Raw genomic sequence first — 24,343 nt, 5'->3', positions numbered from 1 at the left:
GTGGCTCACACCACCACGTAGGTCCAGGTGACCGTGGTCCAGTCACCCGTCGGGTCGACGGCCCGCATCGTGATGTCGGCCGTCTTGGGCCGGTTCCCCGCCGAGAACACCGCCTTGTACCCGCCGGCGGCCTTCAGCTCGACGCACACGGCCGAGCACGTGTCGATGGCGGTGTCGTCGTCCGTGGCGTTGACCTCGACCTTCAAGGTCTTCCCGGCCGGCACGGGGATGTGAGACGCGACGGGGTTGCGCTGTCCGGCGCGGATGTTGCTCTTCTGCCGTACGGGCGCGGCCTTCGCGGCGACTGGCACGGCTTCGGCTCGGGACATGGCCCCGGTGGTGGCCGGGATCGCGACCGAGGCAGCGGGCAGGGCCAGCGTCGTGGCCAGAGCGGCCGCAGTGGCCGCGGTGAACAGTCCGGTCCTGATCTTCGTCGTCATGGGACAGCTTCCTTCTGTTCGGGGCGCGTCACCGCACCGCGTGGAGAGTGGGAGTGCGGGCGGCTGTCGGGAATCGTCACTCGATGTGTTGATCCGGCCCGCTGTCACCAACCTGCCCGGCGCCACGGCGGCACGCTAGAAGCGCCGCGTATCCCCTCCGGCCGAGGACCGGAATACGCCGGTTGAACAGGGAGAACGAGATGCGAGAGGAGACGGGGCCGGAGGATTTCGGCACCGCGATGCGTCGTCTGCGGGCCGAACGCGGACTGTCACTGACCGAGTTGGCTACGGCGACGCAATACAGCAAAAGCCATCTGTCGAACATCGAGCACGGCCGCAAGAGCCCGCACAGTGATCTCGCGGAGCGGCTCGACCGCGCGCTGACGGCGGGAGGCGAGCTGCGCCGCCTGTGCGACGTGCCCGCACCCCGTCCGGGTCAGCGGTCGGGACCGTGTCCGTACCGGGGACTGGCGTCGTTCGAGCAGGGTGACGCCCGCTGGTTCTTCGGGCGGGAAAGGGTCACCGGGCTGCTGGCGGAGAGAGTTCGACGAGCGGCACGGGACGGAGGGCCGGTCGTGGTGGTCGGCGCCTCGGGGGCGGGCAAGTCCTCACTGCTGCGGGCCGGGCTGCTGTGCCGAGCGGCGGAGGGAGCTCTGGGCGACGGAGACCGGCAGGGCGTGGTGATCACTCCGGGGCCCCGGCCTGTCGAGGCCCTGGCCCGTGCGCTGGCCACACCTGTGCAGGTCAGGGAGGAGGCGGTCGCCGAGCGGATCCGGACCGGTGAGCCACCGCCGGGCATGGACCGGATCCTGCTGGTCGTGGACCAGCTGGAGGAGGTGTTCAGCCTCTGCGAGGACGTCGCAGAGCGCACCGCCTTCCTCGACACGCTGTGCGCCGTGCCGCTCGCCGTACTCGCGGTGCGCGCCGACTTCGTCGACCACTGCCTCACCCATCCCGGCCTGGTGTCCGCGCTGCAGCGGCCCGTCGCACTCGGCGGCATGAGCCGCAGCGAACTCACCGAGACGATCTGCCGGCCCGCCGAACTCGCCGGGCTCGCTCTGGAACCCGGCCTGGTCGACGTACTCCTGCATGACCTGGATCCCGGCGGCCATGGTTACGATCCCGGCGTTCTCCCCCTGCTCTCCCACGCGCTGCTCACCACCTGGCAGCAGCGCACCGGCAAGCGCCTGACCATCGCCGGGTACCACCGCACCGGCGGCATCCGGGGCGCCGTCGCCGAGACCGCCGAACGCACCTACCTCGACCTTCCCGGCGAGGACCGTGCCGCCGCCCGGCGCCTGATGCTGCGTCTGGTGCAGGTCGGGGACGAAGGCACGGATACCCGCCGCCGGACCGACCGCGGCCACCTGGGCCCGGACGAGGAGCGCGCGCTGGCCGCCTTCACCCGAGCCCGGCTGCTCACCGTGCACGGCACCGTGGTCGAGATCTCCCACGAGGCATTGCTGCGCGCCTGGCCACGACTGGCGGGCTGGATCGACGCCGACCGGGACGGCATCCGCACCCACCAGAGACTGGCCGAGGCCGCCAGGGTCTGGTCGGCGGCCGATCGGGCACCCGAACTCCTGTTGCAGGGCGCCGGGCTGGCCGTCGCCGTGCAGTGGGCAGCCGACCATCCCCGTCAGGCCGAGGACATCGAGAGTGAGTTCCTCGCCACGAGCAGCCGTGAGGCCCGCCGGGGACTGCGCCGGCTGCGTCGCGCCCTCGCCGCCCTCGTCGGCCTGACGGTGCTGCTCGTGGCAGTCGCCACTGTCGCCTTTGACCGAGGGCTTACGGCGGCCGAGCAAGCACGGCGGGCCACCGCCCGGGCCATGGCAGACAGAACCACCGTGCTCCGCACCACCGATCCGGCCCTGGCCGCGGCACTCGCCCTGGCCGCCTATCGCACCGACCCTGGTGAGGAACAGGCACGGCAGGCGCTGCTGAGCAGTTCCGGGGCGCCCTATCCACAAGTGATCGGCGGCAACGGGGCAGCGGTGTCGGCGTTCGCCGCCGGTCGCCAGGGCAGCGCCGCGGAACGCCTTGTCGCGACAGGCTCCCTTGAGGGTCTGGTGCGACTGTGGGGTCTGCACTACGGCGTTCCCCGGCCGAATGCCGAGCTGCGGTTCGGCAAGGACCACCCGGTCTTCGGCCTCGGCTTCACCCGCGACGGACACGGCCTGGTCATCGCGGGCACCCGAGAGGTCCGCATCTGGTGGCTGCGGGGCACGCGACGTCTCCTGCCGGGTCCACGGCTCCACTCCTACGGCGAGGTCCGCGACGCCCGCGTATCGCGTGACGGGCGCCTGTTCGCCGCCGCCTACCAGGACGGCACGTTGCGACTGTGGAACCTCTCCGACCCTCACCACCCCGGACCGGCACAGGTACTGACGGCTGGCCGCAGGCGCCTGGTGGCGGTGTCGTTCAGCGGCGACGCCTCCCGCATCGCCACCGGCGACAGCGACCACGCTGCTGTCATCTGGGCGCGCACCCCGCGTGGCGGCTACCGTGCCGTGGACATCGAGCGGTTCGCCAAATCGGTGAGCGAGGTGGCCTTCGCCCCCGACGGCAGGCGCCTCGCCGTCGGTCTCGCCGACGGAACCCTGTGGCTGTGCGACCTCGACGACCATGGGATCTGCCCCCGGCCGCGCGCCGCCCCGCATGGCGGGAACTACGCCGCCGGGCTCGCCTTCAGTCCGGACGGCTCCCGGCTCGCCGAAGCCGATGCCCTCGGCCCGCTCCGGCTGCGCGACCCGCGCACCGGCCATGTCCAGCTCACTCTCCCCAGCCCGCGCCCCCTCCAGTCCCTGGCCTGGGCGCCCGACCGCCCCGTCCTGTTCACCGGCTCCGGCGACGGCGGCGGCGCCTGTCTCTGGCACTTCCCACTGCCCGTTCTCCTCGGCCACACCGACGAGCTCACGAACATCGCCGTGCGCAGCAAACCCGGACTCGCCGCCACTGCCAGCCACGACCACACCGTACGGCTCTGGTCGATCCGCGACCCCGACCACCCCGTGGCCCGCGGCGTGCTGCCCCACCAAGGCCCAGTGACGGCAGTGGCCCTCTCCCCCGACGGCCGACGCGTGGCCACGGGCACCATGGACGGCGAGGTCCGTCTCTGGGACACCGCCGACCCGGCAGGACCCCTGCATACCGACCACCGGCAGCATGAACGTGTGACGTCCCTGGCCTTCGCCCCGGACGGCCGTCGACTGGCCGCCTCCTCCACCGACGACAGCACCGCGCTGTGGGAGCTGACAGGCCGACAGGATCACCTCACCCGACGGGCCGTCTTCACCGACCCGCGGGTCACGGGGGTCAGCGACGTCACCTTCGCGGCGGCCGGGCGTCTGCTCGTCACGGCGGACAGTGACCAGTCCGCTCGGGTCTGGGACGCACGGGCCAACGGAACCGTGCGCAGACCGCTCCACCGGCTGCCCGGCCACGATTCCCTCGTGACCGCGGTCGCGGCCGAGGGACCACTCCTGGCGACCGGGGCCAGGGACGACACCATCCGGCTATGGCGACTTGACCCGCAGCACCCTTTGCGCCGCCCGGTCCCGGTACCTGCATCCCGCACAATGCACCGCCACACCGCCCACGTTGTCGGCCTCGCCTTCACTGCCGACGGACACACCCTCTTGAGCGCCGCCCAGGACGGCACCGCCATCCTTTGGGACACCACTCAGCCGGATCACCCCCGGGTCCGCAACATCATCTACAGCCCGGGCGAGACCTTCACCGACGCAGCGATCTCCGCCGATGGAGGCCAGGCGTGGACCACCGCCGACTCGACCGGCCGCCGCTGGGTCACGAGCCCGGCGCACCTGGCGCAGACCATGTGCGCGGCGGCCGACACACTGCCTGGTCGAGGTGAATGGGAAAGCCGACTACCGGACTTCGCGTTCAGTCCGCCATGCGGATGACTCTTCCAGCAGAAACTGCCGGGGTGGAGCCATCGTCCTGCACCATGGCCGCTGCCAGGGAGCCCCTCCCCCGTCGACCGGCTCAGTGCCGGTGGCAGCCTCGCAGCTTGAGCAATCCGGAACTCGGGAGGAGCCGCCGCAGTGCCGGCACGAATCCGGCACGCGACAACTGATCACCACGCACATTGCTTCTGCCGCTCATGAGCCCAAACCAGCTGGCCTCTGACCGACGGTCGGGGTGCGTCTGGACGGCTTTCTGATCCATAGCTCTACAGAGATCGGTCATTGGAGGTCATACAGGCTGCGGAGAAGGGCTTGGCGGCCGGTGACGGTCGCTGCCGGTTGCTGAGGTTGCTGTACCTCGTTGCTGTACTACAGTCCGCAACAGCCTGGTTTCCCCTTGGCGGCCCGGGGCTTCCGACTGGCTCCGAGAACACCTCCGAGGACGGCGGCGCCCGTCGCCAGGGAGACGATGTCGGCGGCTTCCCGGGCCGAGGATCACCTTCGACGCGTGCGAGACCAAAGCGAGCGGCACCCGGCTAAGTTCACCGCGTCTGAGGCCGGGGCCGGACAGGCTCGCTACGGTCGTTCCAGGCGTACCGGTGCGCCGGGGCCGCCCGGCGGAGATCCTCATGCCCCGAGGCCTTCCGGGGGCCGATAGTCCGCCCCCAATCCCATACGGGTTACCAGTTCGAGCATCAGTAGTTCGAACATCGGCTCCTGATTGGTGATCAACGGAGGTAGGTGCTCGAACACCTCCAGTGCCACCTGTCCGTACAAGGAGCGCCAGCACGACAGCATGACGACCAGTGCGCCGAGCGGTATTTCCACGCCCGTGGCGGCACGGTACTCGGCGATCTGCCGGCGTATTTGTGGGGCGAGGTCCTCATCGGCGAGGATCGGATAGGGGCGGGCCGCCCACAGCCGCATGTGCTCGGCGCCCCAGACGGCGGCGAGTTCCCGTACCCACCCAGCGGTCACATCGGTGTGAGCCACACCGGCGGCCACGGTGGGCGTGCCGAAGAGCAGGCGGAACTCCTGGCGATGCGCCAGGGCCCAGCGGCGGAACACACGGGACGGGGCGATCAGGCGGGACGCGAAGTCCGTTTCGCGCTCCCCTTCGATCGACTCCCGCAACTGGTCCGTGAGCTCGGCGACGATGTCCCGGGCCGTGTGCCTCACGATGTCCCCGAGATCGTCGAAGTGCCGGTAGAGAGCCGCCGGGGTCACCCCGACCCGGCGGGCGATCTCGGCGAGTGTCAATGCCTCCACACCTTCCCGGGTGATGACCTCCCGCGCCGCCATGCGGACGTCCCTCGACATCTGCCGGCGCAGCCGTTCGCGACGCGTGGGCGCAGGCATCGGACCGTCGTCCTCCTCCGGACGCTCATGGAGCACGACGAACACATTGACGGTCCTCACGTCACCACCGCCGGTGATGTACTGGGTGCCACCGCCATGCGCCACATTGCTCTGCCCCGACACTGTGGCTGCCGTTCCGGCGCTTTCGTGCCCTACCTCGCCACTCACCGCGGGCCTCGGTTTTCCCGGCCGACGTTGACGTCCCCGCTCAGGGTGATTTGCTGCATCCCGCCCTCGCGGGCGACGTTGTTCTGTACGCAGGTACGCCGGGATCGGGTTCGGTGCCCGGCCTCGCCTTCCGCCGTGCGAGCCCCCGCGATGTCTGCGACTACACGGCCGAGTTGCCCCGGCTCAACCCGCTGCGTCTCCACCCGTTCCCGGGCCGGCTCCCCTCGACCAAACAGACCCGCGAACCGCGGTCGCGCAGACCGCCAGACGTCTGTCGCCACGGCCCCCACCATCGCTGTTCCGCCGGCCGCCGCCAGCCCCCACAACGCTTCCGATAGCACCGTTCCTCCTGTCGCCCCCGCAGCACCGACTGCGCCGGTACCCGAGTAACGTTCAGCGACATCACTAAGTAACGGGCCATTACTTTGCTTGTGTCTGTTGCTCGGCGTGAGGGGAGCACGTGTACCGACTCGACGCACGCGCCCAGCTTGGGAAGCTGCGGGCACTTGCGGCCGGTTCGAGCGCCGGCCTGGGCGAACGTCGGGCCTGAATGCCTTCCCCGTGATTCCCCGCTGTTCCCCGCTCGATCTGGTGCGCTTGCGGTGCGGGAGCGATGCTGTGTCAGGAAGCGGATGCCCAGCGGGCAGTGTCAGCGAGCGGCGTTATCACTTCCGCCACTTGTCCGTGATCTGGCACCGGACGAGTCCATGCCGAGCGGCCGCGTATGTCATGGACAGAGGCGTCCTTTTGAGTACTAGAGACCCGCTAAGCGATCTCCGGAGATACCGGAGCATCTGGAGCGCGTAATGCCTGAATATGCATGAGACGAATGGCGCGCCATCATGCGCGGCGAGAGGCGGTCCCGTCGCTCCCGACGGGCCACTCGACCAGCGTCTGACGTCCCAGCGATTTGAGAAGTCCATGCGCGTGGTGATCAACTCGGTGGTGTTCCGGTCATCGAGCCAGGACCTGACCACCGTTGGAACGTACGCCGAGATGCTGTCCCGTCTTATCGAACCCGCTTTGCTCGGCCTGGCGGCTCTTGCCGCCCGTGGCCGCGTCAAGCGGTGACAGCCTTCGAGTAGTGCCCCACATGCCAACGGGCACGCCTACCATCTGCTCACCCTCTCGGGTACTACCTCCAGACACCGCTTTAGAAATTCGATCCGAGTCCGCTCGGGCCGGGGTCGGGGACTGGCGCGGCGGCCGGACAAAGACGCTGGTGTACGTCCCCGTCCGGCGTCGCTGATGTAAGTCGTGGATGTCAGAAAACTTCTGATCCGTAGCTCTACAGAGATCGGTCGCTGAAGGTCATACGGACTACCGCGATGGCTATGCGGGCCACCTCTGGGTGCTACCGGTTGCTGAGGTTGCTGTATTTCGCTGCTGTACGCGCACCGCCTCAACGCGCCGGTTCTTCCCAGGGGTCGTAACGCTTCAACGCTGTCTGCTCCGGCAGCCCGAGCCGCTTCGCCGCCCGGCGTCGCTCCCGCAAGGGGCGGGGCAGGCAATGGCGGATGAGTACTTCTTGCTGGTGTGCGATGACGTGCCTCACGACGTCGTGCTCACTGACCCCGGTGTCCATGTGCTGGACGTTGCTCAGGTCGTGCGTCGGCTGACGGACTCAGAGCAGTACCAAGGCCCCCAGCCGGGAGGAAAGTCCAGGTAGGGGCCTTGATCGGTGTGCGTTACTTCTTCTTGCCCTGGTTCTTGACCGCCTCGATGGCCGCGGCTGCCGCGTCCGGGTCGAGGTACTGGCCGCCCGGGGTCAGCGGCTTGAAGTCGGCGTCGAGTTCGTAGGCGAGGGGGATGCCCGTCGGGATGTTCAGGCCGGCGATGTCGGCGTCCGAGATGCCGTCCAGGTGCTTGACGAGGGCGCGGAGGGAGTTGCCGTGAGCCGCGACCAGGACCGTGCGGCCGGCCAGGAGGTCGGGGACGATGCCGTCGTACCAGTACGGGAGCATGCGGACGACGACGTCCTTGAGGCACTCCGTGCGGGGGCGCAGCTCCGGGGGGATGGAGGCGTAGCGGGGGTCCGAGGACTGGGAGAACTCGGAGTCGTCGGCGAGCGGCGGGGGCGGGGTGTCGTACGAGCGGCGCCAGAGCATGAACTGCTCCTCGCCGAACTCGGCCAGCGTCGCCGCCTTGTCCTTGCCCTGGAGGGCACCGTAGTGGCGCTCGTTCAGGCGCCAGCTGCGGTGGACCGGGATCCAGTGGCGGTCGGCCGCTTCGAGGGCCAGCTGCGCGGTGCGGATCGCCCGCTTCTGGAGGGACGTGTGGACCACGTCGGGCAGGAGGTCGGCGTCCTTCAGGAGCTCACCGCCGCGGACTGCCTCCTTCTCGCCCTTCTCGTTGAGGTTGACGTCCACCCAGCCGGTGAACAGGTTCTTCGCGTTCCACTCGCTCTCGCCGTGACGGAGGAGGATCAGCTTGTACGGTGCGTCGGCCATGGGTCAGAGCGTAATCCACGTATTCGGGGCGGGGTGCGGGCGCCCGTGGGGCGTCCCAGAGGGCGGACAGTTGACTGCATTTGTTAATTGAGTGGCTCAGGCGAGCACCCCAGAAGTAAGTTCCGCAGAGTCCGTGCGCCTCTTACGTCTTGCCTTGGGGGAACCATGCCGTCCGTCGCCCTGCGACGCGCCGTCCGGGAGACCGTCTCCGGTCTGCCCCGGGAGTTCTGGTGGCTGTGGACCAGCACCCTCGTCAACCGGCTGGGGGCGTTCGTAGCCACGTACATGGCGCTCTACCTGACCCTCGACCGCGGGTACAGCGCCTCGTACGCCGGGCTCGTCGCCTCCCTGCACGGGCTGGGCGGGGTCGTGTCCTCGCTGGCGGGCGGGGTGATGGCCGACCGGCTGGGGCGGCGGCCGACCCTGCTCGTCGCCCAGGGCTCCACCGCCGGGGCCGTCGCGCTGCTCGGGTTCGTCCGGGATCCGGTGGCCATCGCGGCCGTCGCCTTCCTCGTCGGCGTGGCCTCCAACGCCTCCCGGCCGGCCGTGCAGGCCATGATGGCCGACATCGTGCGGCCCGAGGACCGGGTACGGGCGTTCTCGCTGAACTACTGGGCCATCAATCTCGGCTTCGCCGTGTCGTCCATGGGGGCCGGGTTCATCGCCGAGGTCAGCTACCGCGCCGGGTTCCTGATCGAGGCGGGGATGACCGCCGTCTGTGCTGTCCTCGTCTTCCTCCGGCTGCCCGAGTCGCGGCCCGAGCGCGCCGCGGCGGAGGTCGCCGAGGACGGCGAGGTCAGCCTTCTGACCGTGGTGCGCGACGGGCGGTACATGGGCGTCGTCGGGCTGTCGTTCCTCGTCGCCCTGATCTTCCAGCAGGGGTCCGTCGGGCTGCCGGTGGCGATGGGCGAGGCCGGGTTCTCGCCCGCCGACTACGGGATGGCCATCGCCGTGAACGGGCTGCTCATCGTGGTGCTCCAGATCCCGGTGACCCGGGTCATCCAGCACCGGGATCCGCGGTCCCTGCTCGTCGTGTCGTCCCTCCTCGCGGGGTACGGGTTCGGGCTCACCGCCTTCGCCGGGTCGGTCGGGGTGTTCGCGCTCACCGTGTGCGTGTGGACGCTCGCCGAGATCGTCAACGCGCCGACCCAGACGGGGCTGGTGGTGCGGCTCTCGCCGGTGCACGGGAGGGGCAGGTACCAGGGGATGTACACGCTGTCCTGGTCCGCCGCCGCACTCGTCGCGCCGCTGATGTCCGGGATCGTCATCGACCGGTTCGGGGCGCGGTGGCTGTGGGGGGTGTGCGCGGTGGTGGGGACGGCGGCGGCCCTCGGGTACGGGCTGCTGATGCGGCGACTGCCGGAGGAACGCCCTGCGGCCGCCGCTCCGGCGAGTGCGGACGCCGGGGCCGGGGTGCGGGCGGCCTGAGCACGGCGCGGGCCCCCGCCCTCGAAGACCGAGGGCGGGGGCCCGGCTGCCGGGACGGGTCAGTCCGTGCAGCCCGTGATCGGGAACGGGACGCAGTTCGTCGGGATGTTGTGGGTGATGGTGGAGTCCGTGAGCGTGATCGGGACGTTCGTGCGGAGGCCTCCAGGTGCCGACGTGGAGGCGTTGTTGCGGACGGAGCTGTGGTCGAGCGTGACCGACCCGGAGTTGTTGAAGATGCCGCCGGCCTGGGACAGGTTCGTGCCGGCGTTCGGGCCGTTCGCGCTGTTGCGGATGATCCTGCTGCCCTTGATGTAGAGCGTGCCGGTCACCGTACCCACGTTGGAGTTGTGGATGCCGCCGCCGTCGCCCCCCGGGCCTCCGACGACGTTGCCGCTGACTTCCGACTTCTCCAGCGTCAGCGTCGCCCCCGCGTTCACGATCCCACCGCCCGCGACACCGGAGGTCGTGTTGTTCGCGATCTTGCTTTCGCTGATCGTCGTCGACGCGCCGCCGGTGTTGAGGACACCGCCACCGCTGAGGTTCGCGGTGTTGCGGCTGATGATGCTCGCGTGGATGAAGGCGATGCTGCCGTTCTGGAGGAGTCCGCCACCGAGGGCCTGGGCGTGGTTGCGGCCGATCTCGGAGTTGTCCACGGTCAACGTCCCCTGGCTGTGCAGCCCAGCGCCGTTGAGCGCGTTGTTGAACGCCACCCAGCTGCGTCGGATGTTCGCCGTGGCGTTCGTGGACAGCGCCACACCGCCGCCGTTGAGAGAGGCGGTGTTGTCGATCACGTCGACTTTCACCAGCGTGAGCTTGCCGTTGCTGTCGACGAGGATGCCCCCGCCGTTGCCGGTACCGGTGGCGATGGTGGCGTTGCCGCCGCGGACGGTGAGGTCCTGCAGGCGCAGGTTGCCGCCGGCGAGGACATGGAAGATCCGGAACTCGGGGGTCGCGTTCCCGTCGCGGACGATCGTCGCACCGTTGCCCTTGATCGTGAGGGGCTGGGAGATGGTCGGCAGACCTTCACCGGTGCTGAAGGGGGTGGTCAGGTGGTAGGTGCAGTTGCGGGCGAGGGACAGGGTGTCCCCCGACGAGGCGCTGCTGATGGCGTTCGTCAGCGCTGCCGTGTAGCAGGGGACCGGCGTCGACGGGTCGTTGTCGCCGGCGGCCGCCGGTCCGCCCGTCACGCACGTGACGATCGCCGCCGCTACCGCGGCCACACTGGAGAATCGGATGTATCGCATGACTCTGAGATGCGACATCCGAGAAGAAGTTGATCAGATTAAATGATCCGATCACCCGGTCGCGCCACACGATTCCTTCGGTCGGCCCAGTCGACCCCGGGGTCTCACGGATGCATCCGCGCCCCCTTCAGCACCTTGTCCACCCCGTTCCGCGGCCCGTAGACCGCCAGCCCCACCAGATCCAGCTCCGCCGTCGGCACCGCCCGTACCGCCGCGCGGTTGTCGCGGTCGTTGCCGGTCGAGAACAGGTCGGCGGTGAAGACGGCCCGGGGCAGGGCTCGGCTCAGCGCCCGCTCGTGCGCCGCCTTCAGGGTCTCCTTCGTGCCCTCGAAGACCAGCACCGGCTGCCGGAACATCGGCAGGTACGCCACCCCGTCGGCGTCCTCGTACGGCTCCCCGACCACCTCGGGGAGCGTCGCGCCCAGGCCGCTGACCAGGAACGCGGTGACGTTGAGGCGCTGCCAGGGCTCCAGGTCCTCCCGCAGCAGCACGGCGATCTTCGTGTCGAAAGTGCTCATGCCCCGAGACTGCCGGGCGTCGTTCATCCGGGTCTTGTACGTTCTTTGCATGGCCGCCCGGCAGCACGTCACCCAGGGAGTCGCCCAGGAAGTCACCGCCTGGCGCCCCCGCGTCCCGGGCGTCACCGAGGTCTTCCACGCGCACTTCACCGAGTACGCCTATCCGATGCACGTCCATGACGCCTGGACGCTGCTCATCGTGGACGACGGTGCCGTGCGGTACGACCTCGAACGGCACGAGCACGGCACCCCGGGCGACACCGTGTCCCTGCTGCCGCCGCATGTCCCGCACAACGGCTCCCCGGCCACCGCGGACGGCTTCCGCAAGCGCGTGGTGTACCTGGACGGGACCCTCCTCGGGGAGGACCTCATCGGCGCCGCCGTCGACGGGCCCGACCTGCGGGATCCGCTGCTGCGGCGGCGGGTCGGGCAGCTGCACTCCGCCCTCGCCCGCCCCGGCGACGAACTGGAGGCCGAGAGCCGGCTCACCCTCATCGGCGAGCGGCTGCGGGGCCTGCTCCGCCCCCGGCTCGTGACCGAGAGGCCTCCCGGCCCGGCCCTCGCCCGTTCCCTGCGCGAACTCCTGGACGAGCGCGTCGCCGACGGACTCGCCCTGGAGGAGGCCGCGCGCCTGCTGCACGCCCACCCGGCCCACCTCGTACGGGCGTTCAGCGGCGCGTACGGCATCGCCCCGCACCAGTACCTGATGTCCCGCCGGGTCGGCCGGGCCCGCCGGCTGCTGCTCGACGGCGTCCCGCCCGGCGAGACGGCCACCGCCACCGGCTTCTACGACCAGGCCCATCTCACCCGGCACTTCAGGAAGCTGGTGGGGGTGACCCCGGGGCGCTATCGCGACAGCGACAGCGCCAGGGCCAGGGCGCGGTCCCTCAGCTGACGTCGACGTAGTCGCCGGCGGAGGTCGCGCCGCCCGTGGTGGACGTGGCGCCGAAGGTCCACCGGTAGTAGCCGTCGGCGGCCGCCTTGACCGTGGTCCTCAAAGCGCCGGCCGAGTCGGCCTTCACGGTCTTCAGCGTCGTGTACGTGCCGCTGCCCTTCTTGCGGAACTGCAGCCTGGCCGACTTGCCGCCGAAGCCGACGTACTTGTGCTTGACCCAGTCCGCGCGCGTGATCGCGCCCTTCACGGTGAGTGTCCTGCCCTTGGTGACGGGCTCCGGGGTGGCGTTGGCGGTGACCTTGGCCGCGCGCAGGACCTGCACGGTGCCGAGGCCGGTCAGGATCTCCTGGCTCTTGAGCTTGTCGTCCGAGCCCCAGATCTTCGCGCCGGCCGCGATCTTCCAGGTCGTCGCGTCGTTGTTGGAGTCCAGCGTGTAACGCGGCTCGATGTAGAACTCGCCGCCGCAGTCGGCGGGCTGGGAGCCGTTGTCGCCGCAGCCGACGGAGCTGATGTAGATGCCGCCGTCCGCGTCGCCCTTGGCGGCCGTGGTGTCGTGGTAGAGGAACGGGAGCACCTGCGCGTCGGAGAGCTTGACGCCGGACGGCCAGGTCATGCGGAAGGTGAAGCCTGGCTTCACCGTCGCGGAGGTGCCCACCACGATGGGCTTGCCCTTGTTCACGACCATGTCGGTCACCGTGATCCCGGTGTCGGCCGCCGCCGCGGACGGTGCCGCGAAGGCCCCCAGAGCCAGCGCCCCCGCGAGCACCACCGCCGAACCGGAAGATCTGCCTGCGCGCATGCACACCTCTTCGCTGACGAGAGAGAAGGTAAATGCCGGGTAAGACCCCGGGCTACGGCAGGCTAACAGCAGTTGGACGGGCGACAGTTCGAGGCCCCTCGATGACGCCTAGAGCCTCCGCTGGGCCTCGTACAGGTTCCGCGGCCGTACCGCGTCCCAGGTGCCGTACAGCTCCAGGCGGGAGTTCAGGTCGCCGGTGAAGTCCGGTACGTCGATCTGGTCGAACTCGGTGACCGTGTTGAGGCCGACCGTGGCGGAGTACGGGGCGAGTCCGTCCAGTCTCATCAGGCCCGCGCGGCCGTTGGTCACTCGAACGTTCCAGTGGGTGAAGCGGGCGCCGAACAGCGGCCCGGCGTTGGCGTCGCCGCCGTGCCGGCCGTTGTTGTCCACGGTGATGTCGGTGCGGACGTTGGCGAAGGGCAGCCCGCGGTGCGAGTCGAAGGTGCCCATCTGCATCTCGCCGCGCGACCAGACGTTGTAGGAGGACAGGCCTTCGACGTTGATGCCGTGGAGCTGGGTGTCGGCGGGGGCCGGGACCGTGCGCTGTTCGACCGTGAAGTCCTCGATCAGGTTGTCGTGCGAGCCCTCGCGGCAGAAGTAGGGGTGGTGCTCGCCCCGGCCGCCGACCCGGGTGCGGCGCAGGGTGCAGGCGGAGGCGGCGACCAGGCCGAAGCCGTTGTCGACGTTGCGGACGGTCACGTCGTCCACCCAGCAGTCGTACGCGCACTGCAGGACGACCCCGTTGTAGCCCTTGTCGAGGAGGTGCGGGGACTGCGGGGTCTCCATGACGTCGAGGGTGAGGCCCTCGACGCCGGATCCGGTCAGTTCACGGACGTGGGTGGTGAGCAGGGGGTTCCACTCGGGGCGCAGGTCGACCGGGAGAGGCCGCTCCAGCGTCACCCTGCGGCCGCGCACCGCCGTGACGCGGACGGGCCACTCGTAGGGGACGTACGACAGCAGCTTGGTCTTGTCCTCCCAGTAGTACGACGCCGGGCCCGGACCGCCGCCGGACATGTGCTGGAGGAGGGTGTGGGCGGTGTCGTCGGCGACCCGGAGCAGGACCAGGCGGCCGGGGCGCAGGCGGGAGGGGTCGGTGACGGTCACCGTCCGGTCGCCCTGCCGGGCCGGTTCGACGGGCGTCAGCTGCTCCCACTCGTCCCGTTTGTTGCCCGTCCAGCCCTCGAAGGGCCAGGCCTGCGCCTTGATCGCCGCGACCAGGGAGTCCCAACGGGACTTCGGCGCCAGCCAGATGAGCCCGCCCGCCCAGGACCACGCCGACTTCGTGCCGCCGTAGCGGGAACCGTACGGGCCGATCAGCTCGGTGAGGTTCTTCGTCGCGTACAGCGTGGTACGACCGCTGCCGGCGCCGCGCAGCACCACGTTGTCGTGGCCGAGGAGGATCAGGCCGTCGATGCGGAAGGTGCCGGGCGGGATGGTGACCGTGCCACCGCCGGCCCTTCCGGCAGCGGCGATGGCACGGTTGATCGCGGGGGCGCAGTCGGTGACGCCGTCGGCCACGGCGCCGTACGCGCGGACGTCGGCCACCACGGGGAGCCGGCGGATACGGGCGGCCCCGGCCCGGCCGATGTACGGGATCTGCGGGTGGGTGAAGGGGGTGCGGGTGAACTCCCGCCAGAGGGAGGGGACTTCGGCGTCCGATGCGCGGGCCGTGCCACCGGCCACGGCGGTCGCGGCCACCGCGGTGGCACCGGCGAGGAGGCTCCGTCTGGTCATGCCGTGGTCGTGGTGCGTGGTGCTCATTCCGTACGTCCTTCCCATGGCGGCTTTCATGGTTGTGAACGACGTTCATATCTGCGTCGGCCGCGAGCATGCCATGGCGTCCCTGCGCCCCGAAAGAGTCGTGCAGGGGTTATTCAGGTACGGACCCGTACGTCAGTCAGCGGGACGTTCGATCAGATGGGTGAACGCGTCCAGATTCCGCGTCGACTCGCCCCGGGACACCCGCCACGCGTACTCCTTGCGGATCGCGGCGGCGAAGCCGAGCTCCAGGAGGGTGTTGAAGGCGCCGTCCGCGGCCTCCAGGACCTGGCCCAGGAGGCGGTCGACCTCGTCCGCGGTGACGGAGGCGAGCGAGAGCCGCCCGGTGAGGTAGATGTCGCCGAGGCGGTCGACGGCGTAACTCACCCCGTACAGCTTGAGGTTGCGCTCAAGGAGCCAGCGGTGGACGGCCGGTTCGTTCTCGTCCGGGTGCCGGATGACGAAGGCGTTCAGGGAGAGGGAGTGGCGGCCGACGAGGAGGGAGACGGTCGTCTTCAGCTTGCGGGTGCCGGGGAGCTGTACGACGTAGGTGCCGGACTCGGGGCTCTCCCACTCCAGTTCGGCGTCCTTCAGGACACCCTCGATGACCTGCGCGGCCTGCCGTTCCTGTGAAGCATCACCCATGGGCCGAGCGTACGCGACGGCGGTGCGACTGGGTCGCGGCCAGGTAGACGTCGGCGGTGGCGGCGGCCGCCGTGTCCCAGCCGAAGCACTGGGCGTGCCGGGCGGCGGCGCTGCCGAAACGGTCCGCCAAAGACGCGTCGTCGGCGAAACGGCTCAGCACGCGCGCGTAGTCGGCCGGATCGTGACCGCACACCAGGAAGCCGGTCTCGCCGTCCCGTACGGCCACCGGGAGGCCGCCGACCGAGGCGGCGAGGACGGGGGTGCCGGCCGCCTGGGCCTCTATCGCCACCAGGCCGAAGGACTCGCTGTAGGAGGGCATGACCAGGACGGAGGCCGCCCGGAACCAGTCCGCGAGCTGCTCCTGGCCGACCGGCGGGCGGAACCGGACGACGTCCGCGACACCGAGCCGCGCGGCCAGCTTCTGCAGGCCCTCCGGCTTGGCGAGACCGCTGCCGCTGGGGCCGCCGACGATCGGCACGACGATCCGGGAGCGGAGTTCGGGGCGCTCGTCGAGGAGGACGGCCACGGCGCGGAGCAGCACGTCGGGGGCCTTGAGGGGCTGGATGCGGCCCGCGAACAGCGGGATCAGGGCGTCCTGGGGGAGGCCGAGGCGGGCGCGGGCGGCGGCGCGGCCGTCGGCGGGGCGGAACCGGTCGAGGTTCACGCCGGGGTGGACGACGGCGACCTTGGCGGGGTCGGCGCTGTAGTGGCGTACGAGTTCGTCGGCCTCTTCGGAGGTGTTCGCGATGAGGCGGTCGGCGGCGGCCACGATCTGGGTCTCGCCGATGACCCGGGCGGCGGGTTCGGGGGTGTCGCCGTCGGCCAGGTTGGCGTTCTTGACCTTGGCCATGGTGTGCATGGCGTGCACCAGGGGGACGCCCCAGCGCTGCGCGGCGAGCCAGCCGACGTGGCCGGAGAGCCAGTAGTGCGAGTGGACGAGGTCGTAGTAGCCGGGGCGGTGGCCGGCCCAGGCCTGCATCACACCGTGCGTGAAGGCGCACAGCTGGGCGGGGAGGTCCTCCTTGGCGAGGCCCTCGTAGGGGCCGGCGTCGACGTGCCGGACGAGGACGCCGGGGGCGAGCTCCACGGTGTGCGGGAGGCCGCCGGAGGTGGCCCGGGTGAAGATCTCGACCTCGATGTTGATCGCGGCGAGGCGCTGCGCGAGCTCCACGATGTAGACGTTCATGCCGCCGGCGTCGCCGGTGCCGGGCTGGTGGAGCGGTGAGGTGTGCACGGAGAGCATCGCGACGCGGCGGGGGCGACGGGCCCGGCGAAGCCGGGTGGCGGCCGACGGGGAGTGGCGCCCGAGCCTGCTGATGTACTGGCTCACGTGGCGGTCCTCCTTTGTGCGGGCATGCCGGTGGGAGGACGTCGAGGGCCCTCCAGGGGACTGCAACGCGGAGGGGAGGATTCCCATTCCGGGGGAGGGCGATTTTGCCGACACATTGCCTGCGGTCGCTCAACCGTTCGAGGGGTCGGTGCGTAGGGGCGGTTCGGTTGTGGGCCGGGTGCGGGTGGGTGGGGGCTGGTCGCGCTCACGCGGCGGTAGCCGCATGTCGATACAGCCCCGCGCCCCTTACGGGGCGCCTCACCTCGGGGCGTTCACTGTTTACCCTCTTAGGCATGAATGCCCGCGCCGCTTCCCTCCCCCACTCTCGGCTTCGCTCGAGCGGGGGGACCCCCATCGTGGGAACGGTGACGCGCGGGACCACCAATCCCAATCGGCTGCGCCGTATGGACCGGTGGATCGCCGCCGTGCACGGCGGCGCCCTGCGTCGCGCCGTCGACCCCGTCGCCGTCGACCTCGGTTACGGCGCCGCCCCCTGGACCGCCGTCGAACTGCTCGGCCGGCTCCGTACCGTCGCTCCGGGCGCGCGTGTCGTCGGGGTCGAGATCGAGCCCGCGCGGGTCGCCGCCGCCAGGCCGTACGAGCGCGAGGGGCTCGCCTTCCGGCACGGCGGGTTCGAGATTCCCGTCTCCGCGCGGCCGTTGCTCATCCGCGCGGCCAACGTGCTGCGGCAGTACGACGAGGGCGAGGTCGCCGACGTGTGGCAGCGGCTGTGCGGGCGGCTCGCGCCCGGCGGGCTGCTGGTGGAGGGGACCTGTGACGAGATCGGGCGGCGGCACGTGTGGGTCGCACTCGGCCCGGAGGGGCCCCGGACGGTGACCTTCGCGACCCGGCTCGGCTCCCTGGAACGCCCTTCGGACCTCGCCGAACGACTGCCGAAGGCGCTGATCCACCGCAATGTGCCGGGCGAACCGGTACACGCGTTCCTGCGGGACTTCGACCGCGCATGGGCGGCGGCCGCGCCCTACGCGTCGTACGGGGCCCGGCAGCGCTGGATCCGGGCGGTCCGGGATCTGACGGCCGACTGGCCGGTGACGGACTCGGCGGTGCGCTGGCGGCAGGGCGAAGTGACGGTGGCGTGGGAGGCGTTGGCGCCCTCGGACTGACGGGGCGGCCGGCCGGGAACGATCTCGATGAGTCGTTCGTCACAAAGGCGGGAAGATCGTCATGCTCGGGGGGAAACCGGGGAGGAAACCGCCTGTCGTCACCCCTGTCGCACCTCTGTCGCTTTGCGGCACTACGTGGCACGATCCTCCACGTACCGTAAGTTACTGACGGTTAATCAGTTTTGGGGGGTCGGGTCATGGGACCGGACAAGCACACCGTCCGGCCGAGTGGGCGCGGGATCCTGGCGACGGCGGTGACCGTGGTCTGCGCGGTGACGGTGCTGGCGGCACCCGGCACGGCGTTCGCGGCACCCAGCCCGACACCCTCCCCCACCGCCTCGGCCTCGGCCGGCGCTTCCGCGACCCTCCCGCCGGACAAGGACCTTGAGGCCGTACGCGAGAAGCTGGACGACCTCTACCACGACGCGGCCGTCGCCACCGACGCGTACAACGCCGCCGAGGAGGCGGCCCAGAAGCAGTCCGCCGAGATCGTCGACCTGGCCAAGAAGATCGTCAAGGGGCAGCAGAAGCTCGACGAGTTGAAGGAGCGGGCGGGCCGGGCGGCCGCCGCCCAGTACCGCACCGGCGGACTGCCGGACACCGCCCAGCTGATACTGAGCGACAGCCCCTCCGAGTTCCTGGACGGGGCCGGGCGGGTGCTCCAGGGCCAGCGGGCCACCAAGGCCCTGATCAGGGAACTGACCCAGACCCAGCAGGACTTGAAGCAGTACGCGGCGGACGCGGCCTCCCAGTGGAACAGGCTGGAGGCCGGCCGCAAGGCGAAGGCCGCCGCGAAGAAGAAGATCAAGCAGCGGATCGCCGCCGCGGAGAAGCTCGAGTCGACGCTGGAGAAGAAGCAGAAGGAGCGTCTCGCCGAGCTGGAGCGGGAGGCCGCCTACAAGGCGCAGACCGCCTGGCTGGACACCGGGATACTCGACGAGATCCACACCAAGGCGTCGGCCGCGGGCAAGAAGGCGGTCGCGTTCGCCACCGCCCAGCTCGGCAAGCCGTACGTGTGGGGCGCCGAGGGCCCGGACTCCTACGACTGCTCCGGGCTGACCTCGCAGGCCTGGGCGAGCGCCGGGCAGCCGATCCCGCGCACCTCCGAGGAGCAGTGGAAGCAGCTCAAGCACATCGACGCCAAGGACATGCGCCCCGGCGACCTGATCATCTACTACGACGACGCCAGCCATGTCGCGATGTACATCGGGGACGGCGCGATCATCCAGGCCCCGCGTCCGGGGCGGACGGTGTCGATCGGCGGCGCGGGCTCGATGCCGATCCTCGGGGTGGTACGACCGGACGCCTGAGCGTTGCAGTCGAGTTTGAGCGTGATGTCCCTTTCGTGAGTTGCGCCATGTGACCCAGTGCACGCCAACGCCCTCTCAAACCCGGGCGGCACGTGACCTTCGTCATTCCCGCCGGGCGACTCTCTTGCCCAACTGCGGTAGGGCACGCGGCATATGACAGAGGCCTGAGACAGAGCGACGCGGCTCACACCATTCCGTTGCGGTGGCCAGTACCGCTATGGTCCCCCCTCGGGTGGGTCGAGGTCCCTCGCCCCGCCATGCCCTCGGGGGGAGGGAAGGAACCCAACACGATGCCCGTACCCGTACCGCGGCAGAGAGCGATCCCGGCCGTGGAGAGTGGTCAGGCGCCGGCCGCAGCGCCCGCACAGGACGGCGGCCCCCTCAAGGAAGAGGCCAACCGCACGGAAGCCGTCGCCCAGAACACCGGCGGCACCACTCTCACCCTGCTGCTGATCGAGGACGATCCGGCCGGTTCGCCGGTCCTGCCCGAATTGCGCGACGCGTCCGGCACCTCGATCCGCGTCCGCACCGCGCGCAACCTCACCGAGGCCGAGCGGCTGCTGACCGACGACGTCAACTGCATCCTGCTGGACCTGGCGCTGCCGGCGCCGGGCGGCAAGGACGCGGAGGGCGAGCTGGCCGTGCTCAAGCACGTCCTGGAGCTCGCGCCCCGGCACGCCGTGCTCGCGCTCACCGCCTCCGGTGACACCGAGCGCGGCACCGAGGCCGTGCGCGTCGGCGCGCAGGACTACCTCTTCCGGGACGAACTGGACGGACGGCTGCTGAGCCGTGCCATCCGGTACGCCGTCGAGCGCAAACGTTCCCTCACGACCGAGCGCAAGCTCGCGGAGGGGCGGCTGCGCGCGCAGGAGAACCGCCGTCTTGAGCGGGGCCTGCTGCCCACACCCCTGCTGGAGGGTTCCTCGCTGCGGTTCGCCGCCCGCTACCGCCCCGGCCGCTCCCGTGCGCTGCTCGGCGGTGACTTCTACGACACCGTGCGCACGCCCGACGGGACCGTGCACGCGATGATCGGTGACGTCTGCGGGCACGGCCCGGACGAGGCCGCGCTCGGCGTGGAGCTGCGGATCGCCTGGCGGGCGCTGACCCTGGCGGGGCTGAGCGGCGACGAGCTGCTGGGCACGCTGCAGGAGGTGCTGGAGCACGAGCGCTCCGACGAGGAGATCTTCGCGACGCTCTGCACCGTCGACATAGCGCCGGACGGGCGCCGGGCCGGGCTGTGCCTGGCCGGTCATCCGGCGCCGCTGGTGGCCAGGCCCGGGCGGCCTGCCGAACTGCTGCCGTACGAGAACAACGGCCCGGCGCTGGGGCTGCTGAAGGGGGCCCGCTGGCCGCGGATGCAGGTGAAGCTGGGCGCCGAGTGGAGCCTGATGCTCTACACCGACGGCCTGATCGAGGGCCGGGTGGGCTCGGGCGGGGAGCGGCTGGGGCAGGACGGGATGGTCGAGATGGTCCGGCGGCAGCTGGCCTCCGGCCTGACCGGGGAGGCGTTGTTGCGGGCGGCGGTGAATGAGGTGCGGCAGCTCAATGGGGGCGAGCTGACGGATGACGTGGCCGTGGTGCTGCTGGATCGGGGAGTCTGATCGGCTGCTCGCCGTGGGGGACCTGTCGCCAGCCGGATGCGGGTGCGTCGTGGCTTGTCGCGCAGTTCCCCGCGCCCCTTACGGGGCGCGTTGTTGCGGGCGCGTCCTGAAAGTCGACGGCAAAATCACTGAGGTCAGCGGCCGCCGTTGTACGGGCCGTACGGGCCGTCGCTGCTGCTTCCGCCGCGGCGGCCTCGCCAGCCGCCGCCACCGCCCGACACCTGCTTGACCGCGGGCCGGACGTCGACGAGGTAGACGATGCTCGCCACCAGGCCCGCGATCGGGAGGATGGAGAGGATCGAGAAGAGGTAACTGACGACCAGGGCGATGGCCAGGATGATCAGCCAGAACATCTTGTTCTGCTTGTCGGCCGCGCGGAAGGCGTCCTCACGCCGGAACACGGCGTCGACCAGCCCGAACGCGGCCAGGACCATCAGGACGATCTTCAACAGTCCCAGGAACCCTGCGAACCCCAACATCAGCATGCTGCCACCGCCCGCTCTCTCCCGATCCCTACTCGGCCACCGTACCCGTAGAACGGACCGGGCACCCTCAAGGTGCCCGGTCCGTACGTTCTGCTGACGCGCACGCCGCGGTTACTTGGCCGGCGGGGTGGTCTTCCTGACCGGGGTGGCCTTGCGGGGGGCCGGGGTCTTCTTGGCGGCCGGGGCCTTCTTCACCGCGGTCGGCTTGGCCTCGGCGGCCTTCGGCTCCTCCGCCTTCTTCTCCTCTTCCTTGACCACGACCGGCTCGGGCTTGCCCTCGACGGCGATGGCCAGGTCCTCGATCTCGTCGGCGGCCTCACCACGCCAGGTCTTCACGGCCTGCTCGCCGTGCTCGGCGACCTTCTCGTAGGTCTCACGGGCCTTGACCGCGTACTCGGCGGCCACGCCGACCCCGCGCAGGGCGAAGTCCTGGGCGGACTCGCCGAGCTTCTTGAGGTCGCCGTCGAGGGAGACGATGAAGTCGTTGACCTTGGACTGGAGGTTGACCTGCGCCTCCTTGGCCTTGGCACCGGCCTCCTTGGCGCGGGCGGTGGCCTTCTCCTGCACGGCCTTCGGGTCGGTGTGGCGGACCGCCTCGATGCGGGCCGGGGCCTCGGCGCGCAGCTGCTCGACCAGGCCGGGGACCTTCTTGGCCTGCTGGAGGGCCAGGTCGGCGGTGCCGGCGGCGAAGTAGAGCGGAGTCGGGTCGCTGAGGGTCTTGCGCAGGTCGTCGGTGATGGCCATGGTGATGGTCCTCCCGTATTAAAGTTCGGCTGAGGGTTTTGTGGTCCGCGGCGCGGCGGCCGGCGCGCTTGGCCGGCTCATCCGGCCGTCCGCCGCGGATCGGTCTCGCTGTCGTCGGTGTCGCTGTCACCGGTCTCGCCGCCGGCGTCACCCTTGGCGCCGGGGGTGTCCGTGTCGCTCGCGCGCTCCTCGCCCGACCCGAAGCCGTTCTCTTTCCTGAACGACTCGTAGATCTGCAGCAGCACCTGCTTCTGCCGCTCGTCGAGGGTGGGGTCGGCGAGGATGACCGCACGGGTCTCCACCTCGTTCAGATCCCGCTCGGCGTCGAGGATTCCGGCGCGGACGTACAGCGTCTCGGCGGAGATCCGCAGGGCCTTGGCGACCTGCTGCAGCACCTCCGCGCTCGGCTTGCGCAGCCCGCGCTCGATCTGGCTCAGGTACGGATTGGACACCCCGGCGGCATCGGCGAGCTGCCTGAGTGACAGCTGCGCGTTGCGCCGCTGTTCACGCAGATACTCACCGAGATTGCCGACGTTCAGCGATGCCATGTCTCCACAGTGCCCCACCCCCGCTAACAATTGCAAGCACCCGCTTGCAAAAGTGTGCCGCGCCATACCCGGATGGCCGTGCGGCCGAGCCCGTAGACGTCGCAATTGCGGGCCGACCGACATCGCCCCGGCTCCGGCGTGCCGCCAGGGCCTGACCGGCGGATCGGATACCGCCGGACAGGCCCCGGGCCGGAAGGACTCAGCGCTTGAGCATGAAAGCGGAGTCGCCCGGGAGCTCGCCGCTCAGACGCACCGGTCGCACAGGTATCCCCGCCGCAAATCGGACGGGGACCAGGCCACCCCCGGCACAGGCGCCCACCGGCCGCGGTGTGCCCGGCGCCGCGGCGGACCGTACGGCGACTGCCAGGCCGGCCGCCCGGTCCGCCGCGAGCCGCCCACGTCGCGGCGCCGTACGACCGGCCACTGAAGCAGCCCGGCAGCCGGGCCGGGGGCGCTGCCGTACAGCAGGTTCAGAACCTCGGGCCGTACGGAGCGCACGTTCATCCGCTCCAGGACAGCGGCCTTGGTGGTGCCCCCGCGCCCGGTGCACAGCGCGAGGAGCCAGGCGTCGAGGGGCTTGTGGTTCGGGTTGACCCGGAACTCGCCGTTCGCCCGGAAGCACCCGGAGGCGCACCTGTGGCAACGGCGGAGGACCAGCGATAGGCAAGTGGGCACGACCACCCGGTTCTTGGACACAGAAATACACCGGTTCCAGTGAGAAGACCGCAGCGAAAAGGAGCGCGTGGCACATGTGCGACGCGCGACGGATCAGCGCTCGGGGGTTCTCACTTGGTGTACAACGGCACGTCCTTGACGGGGTGACTACGGGCAGATTGACGGTAACAGCCCACGAGGGTGCGGTTCCACGGGTTTCCGGGCTGTTCCAGAGTGCGACGGAGGTATCCGCCATGTCCGCCCCAGACAGCCAGACCGCCTACTGGGACGCCGCCGCGACGACCAAGACGTTCACGCACCCACTGCACATGCCGTGGCTGGACGGCATCGACCGGCATGCCGCGCTGCTGGACTACGGGTGCGGCTACGGCCGGACCATGCACGCCCTCGAACAGCGGGGCTTCACCGACCTCTCCGGCGTCGACACCTCACCGGGGATGACCTCCCGGGCACGCACCCTGCATCCCACGATGCGCTTCGCCGTACTGGACCCGCCGCCGGAGACGGCCCTCCCGGACGCGAGCATCGACGTGGTCCTCCTCTTCGCGGTGCTGACCTGCGTACCCGGCGACGACGCACAGCGACGACTGGTCGGCGAACTGAGCCGCGTGCTCAGGCCGGGCGGAATGCTCTACCTCAGCGACCTGCTGCTCCAGGACGACGAGCGCAATCGTGACCGCTATGCCAGGTTCGCGGAACGCCACGGCACCTACGGGGTGTTCGAGACCGGCGACGGCGCGGTCTGCCGCCACCACCCGGGCGAATGGTTCACCTCCCTGCTCGCGGACTTCGAGATCGCCGGCACCCGCCGCATCACCGTCGCCACCATGAACGGGCACGAGTCCGAGGGAATCCAGATCCTGGCTCGCAAGCCGACCCGCCTCGCCCGCTGACGC

Annotated in this window: 20 protein-coding genes and 2 pseudogenes; 9 read left to right on the top strand and 13 right to left on the bottom strand. The window is 70.4% G+C overall.

Going from position 1 to position 24,343, the window contains the following annotated elements:
- Positions 1-5: 5 nt before the first annotated feature.
- On the bottom strand, positions 6-440 hold the full coding sequence (locus KVT45_RS10905) for a hypothetical protein (RefSeq protein ID WP_217546391.1): 435 nt from the start codon (positions 438-440) through the stop codon (positions 6-8).
- Positions 441-640: 200 nt separating this feature from the next.
- Between KVT45_RS10905 and KVT45_RS10900 the strand changes: the two genes are divergently transcribed.
- Entirely contained in the window at positions 641-4,363 is a 3,723-nt protein-coding gene (locus KVT45_RS10900) for a helix-turn-helix domain-containing protein (protein ID WP_217546390.1), read from the top strand.
- A 630-nt stretch (positions 4,364-4,993) separates the two neighbouring features.
- Here KVT45_RS10900 and KVT45_RS10895 read toward each other — a convergent pair.
- Positions 4,994-5,725 carry a TetR/AcrR family transcriptional regulator gene (locus KVT45_RS10895; RefSeq protein ID WP_254646592.1) on the bottom strand — a complete coding sequence of 244 codons (732 nt, stop codon included), beginning with the start codon at positions 5,723-5,725 and terminating at the stop codon, positions 4,994-4,996.
- A 1,038-nt stretch (positions 5,726-6,763) separates the two neighbouring features.
- Here KVT45_RS10895 and KVT45_RS10890 point away from each other — a divergent pair.
- Positions 6,764-6,964, top strand: a pseudogene (locus KVT45_RS10890) (pentapeptide repeat-containing protein); the annotation flags it as partial.
- 439 nt (positions 6,965-7,403) lie between these two features.
- Positions 7,404-7,514 (top strand): annotated as a pseudogene (locus tag KVT45_RS56200) (ribosomal protein L7/L12); the annotation flags it as partial.
- A 67-nt stretch (positions 7,515-7,581) separates the two neighbouring features.
- Here the strand turns inward: KVT45_RS56200 and KVT45_RS10885 are convergent.
- Complete coding sequence (locus KVT45_RS10885) at positions 7,582-8,343, bottom strand: phosphoglyceromutase (RefSeq protein WP_217546386.1); 762 nt, start codon at positions 8,341-8,343, stop codon at positions 7,582-7,584.
- Between the two features lie 165 nt (positions 8,344-8,508).
- Between KVT45_RS10885 and KVT45_RS10880 the strand changes: the two genes are divergently transcribed.
- Complete coding sequence (locus KVT45_RS10880; protein ID WP_217546385.1) at positions 8,509-9,771, top strand: MFS transporter; 1,263 nt, start codon at positions 8,509-8,511, stop codon at positions 9,769-9,771.
- A 59-nt stretch (positions 9,772-9,830) separates the two neighbouring features.
- On the opposite strand, the gene KVT45_RS10875 is transcribed toward KVT45_RS10880, so the two are convergent.
- Positions 9,831-11,015, bottom strand: a complete 1,185-nt coding sequence (locus KVT45_RS10875) for a hypothetical protein (RefSeq protein ID WP_217546383.1) — start codon at positions 11,013-11,015, stop codon at positions 9,831-9,833.
- 104 nt (positions 11,016-11,119) lie between these two features.
- Complete coding sequence (locus tag KVT45_RS10870; protein WP_217546381.1) at positions 11,120-11,584, bottom strand: DUF2000 domain-containing protein; 465 nt, start codon at positions 11,582-11,584, stop codon at positions 11,120-11,122.
- On the opposite strand from KVT45_RS10870, the gene KVT45_RS10865 reads away from it, so the two are divergent.
- Positions 11,583-12,428 (top strand): AraC family transcriptional regulator, encoded by an 846-nt coding sequence (locus tag KVT45_RS10865; protein ID WP_254646591.1) that lies wholly within the window; start codon positions 11,583-11,585, stop codon positions 12,426-12,428. The genes KVT45_RS10870 and KVT45_RS10865 overlap by 2 nt on opposite strands.
- Here the strand turns inward: KVT45_RS10865 and KVT45_RS10860 are convergent.
- The 4 genes from KVT45_RS10860 to mshA form a co-directional block, all read right to left on the bottom strand.
- Positions 12,421-13,227: a hypothetical protein gene (locus tag KVT45_RS10860; RefSeq protein WP_217546377.1), complete on the bottom strand. Its 807-nt coding sequence runs from the start codon at positions 13,225-13,227 to the stop codon at positions 12,421-12,423. The two genes, KVT45_RS10865 and KVT45_RS10860, sit on opposite strands and share 8 nt — an antisense overlap.
- 108 nt (positions 13,228-13,335) lie before the next feature.
- Entirely contained in the window at positions 13,336-14,988 is a 1,653-nt protein-coding gene (locus KVT45_RS10855; protein WP_254646590.1) for a glycoside hydrolase family 55 protein, read from the bottom strand.
- Positions 14,989-15,120: 132 nt separating this feature from the next.
- The gene (locus tag KVT45_RS10850; RefSeq protein WP_217546374.1) at positions 15,121-15,630 is read right to left on the bottom strand and encodes a YbjN domain-containing protein; all 510 of its coding nucleotides are present in this window, start codon (positions 15,628-15,630) and stop codon (positions 15,121-15,123) included.
- Positions 15,623-16,960 carry a D-inositol-3-phosphate glycosyltransferase gene (gene mshA, locus KVT45_RS10845; protein ID WP_217546372.1) on the bottom strand — a complete coding sequence of 446 codons (1,338 nt, stop codon included), beginning with the start codon at positions 16,958-16,960 and terminating at the stop codon, positions 15,623-15,625. The genes KVT45_RS10850 and mshA overlap by 8 nt, the downstream gene beginning before the upstream one ends.
- Positions 16,961-17,316: 356 nt before the next feature.
- On the opposite strand from mshA, the gene KVT45_RS10840 reads away from it, so the two are divergent.
- The 3 genes from KVT45_RS10840 to KVT45_RS10830 all read left to right on the top strand — a co-directional run bounded on the left by KVT45_RS10840 (position 17,317) and on the right by KVT45_RS10830 (position 20,995).
- Complete coding sequence (locus tag KVT45_RS10840) at positions 17,317-18,084, top strand: class I SAM-dependent methyltransferase (protein ID WP_217546370.1); 768 nt, start codon at positions 17,317-17,319, stop codon at positions 18,082-18,084.
- A gap of 197 nt (positions 18,085-18,281) precedes the next feature.
- Positions 18,282-19,394: a C40 family peptidase gene (locus KVT45_RS10835; RefSeq protein WP_217546368.1), complete on the top strand. Its 1,113-nt coding sequence runs from the start codon at positions 18,282-18,284 to the stop codon at positions 19,392-19,394.
- Between the two features lie 290 nt (positions 19,395-19,684).
- Positions 19,685-20,995, top strand: a complete 1,311-nt coding sequence (locus KVT45_RS10830; protein WP_217546366.1) for a PP2C family protein-serine/threonine phosphatase — start codon at positions 19,685-19,687, stop codon at positions 20,993-20,995.
- A gap of 134 nt (positions 20,996-21,129) precedes the next feature.
- Here KVT45_RS10830 and KVT45_RS10825 read toward each other — a convergent pair whose 3' ends face one another.
- The 4 genes from KVT45_RS10825 to KVT45_RS10810 form a co-directional block, all read right to left on the bottom strand.
- Positions 21,130-21,480 (bottom strand): DUF2516 family protein, encoded by a 351-nt coding sequence (locus tag KVT45_RS10825; protein ID WP_217546364.1) that lies wholly within the window; start codon positions 21,478-21,480, stop codon positions 21,130-21,132.
- Between the two features lie 111 nt (positions 21,481-21,591).
- A complete protein-coding gene (locus KVT45_RS10820; protein ID WP_217546361.1) occupies positions 21,592-22,224 on the bottom strand; it encodes a hypothetical protein in 633 nt (210 codons plus the stop codon).
- Between the two features lie 77 nt (positions 22,225-22,301).
- Positions 22,302-22,772, bottom strand: coding sequence for a helix-turn-helix domain-containing protein (locus KVT45_RS10815; RefSeq protein WP_217546359.1), 471 nt, complete (start codon positions 22,770-22,772; stop codon positions 22,302-22,304).
- Positions 22,773-23,015: 243 nt separating this feature from the next.
- Entirely contained in the window at positions 23,016-23,447 is a 432-nt protein-coding gene (locus KVT45_RS10810; RefSeq protein ID WP_308310700.1) for a DUF1062 domain-containing protein, read from the bottom strand.
- Positions 23,448-23,680: 233 nt separating this feature from the next.
- Between KVT45_RS10810 and KVT45_RS10805 the strand changes: the two genes are divergently transcribed.
- Positions 23,681-24,340, top strand: coding sequence for a class I SAM-dependent methyltransferase (locus KVT45_RS10805; RefSeq protein WP_217546355.1), 660 nt, complete (start codon positions 23,681-23,683; stop codon positions 24,338-24,340).
- Positions 24,341-24,343: the final 3 nt, after the last annotated feature.

Source organism: Streptomyces sp. GbtcB6 (assembly GCF_019091475.1).
GTDB classification, from domain to species: domain Bacteria; phylum Actinomycetota; class Actinomycetes; order Streptomycetales; family Streptomycetaceae; genus Streptomyces; species Streptomyces hyaluromycini.
Note: the sequence above shows the minus strand (reverse complement) of the source record. Positions and strands in the feature narration are given on the sequence as shown.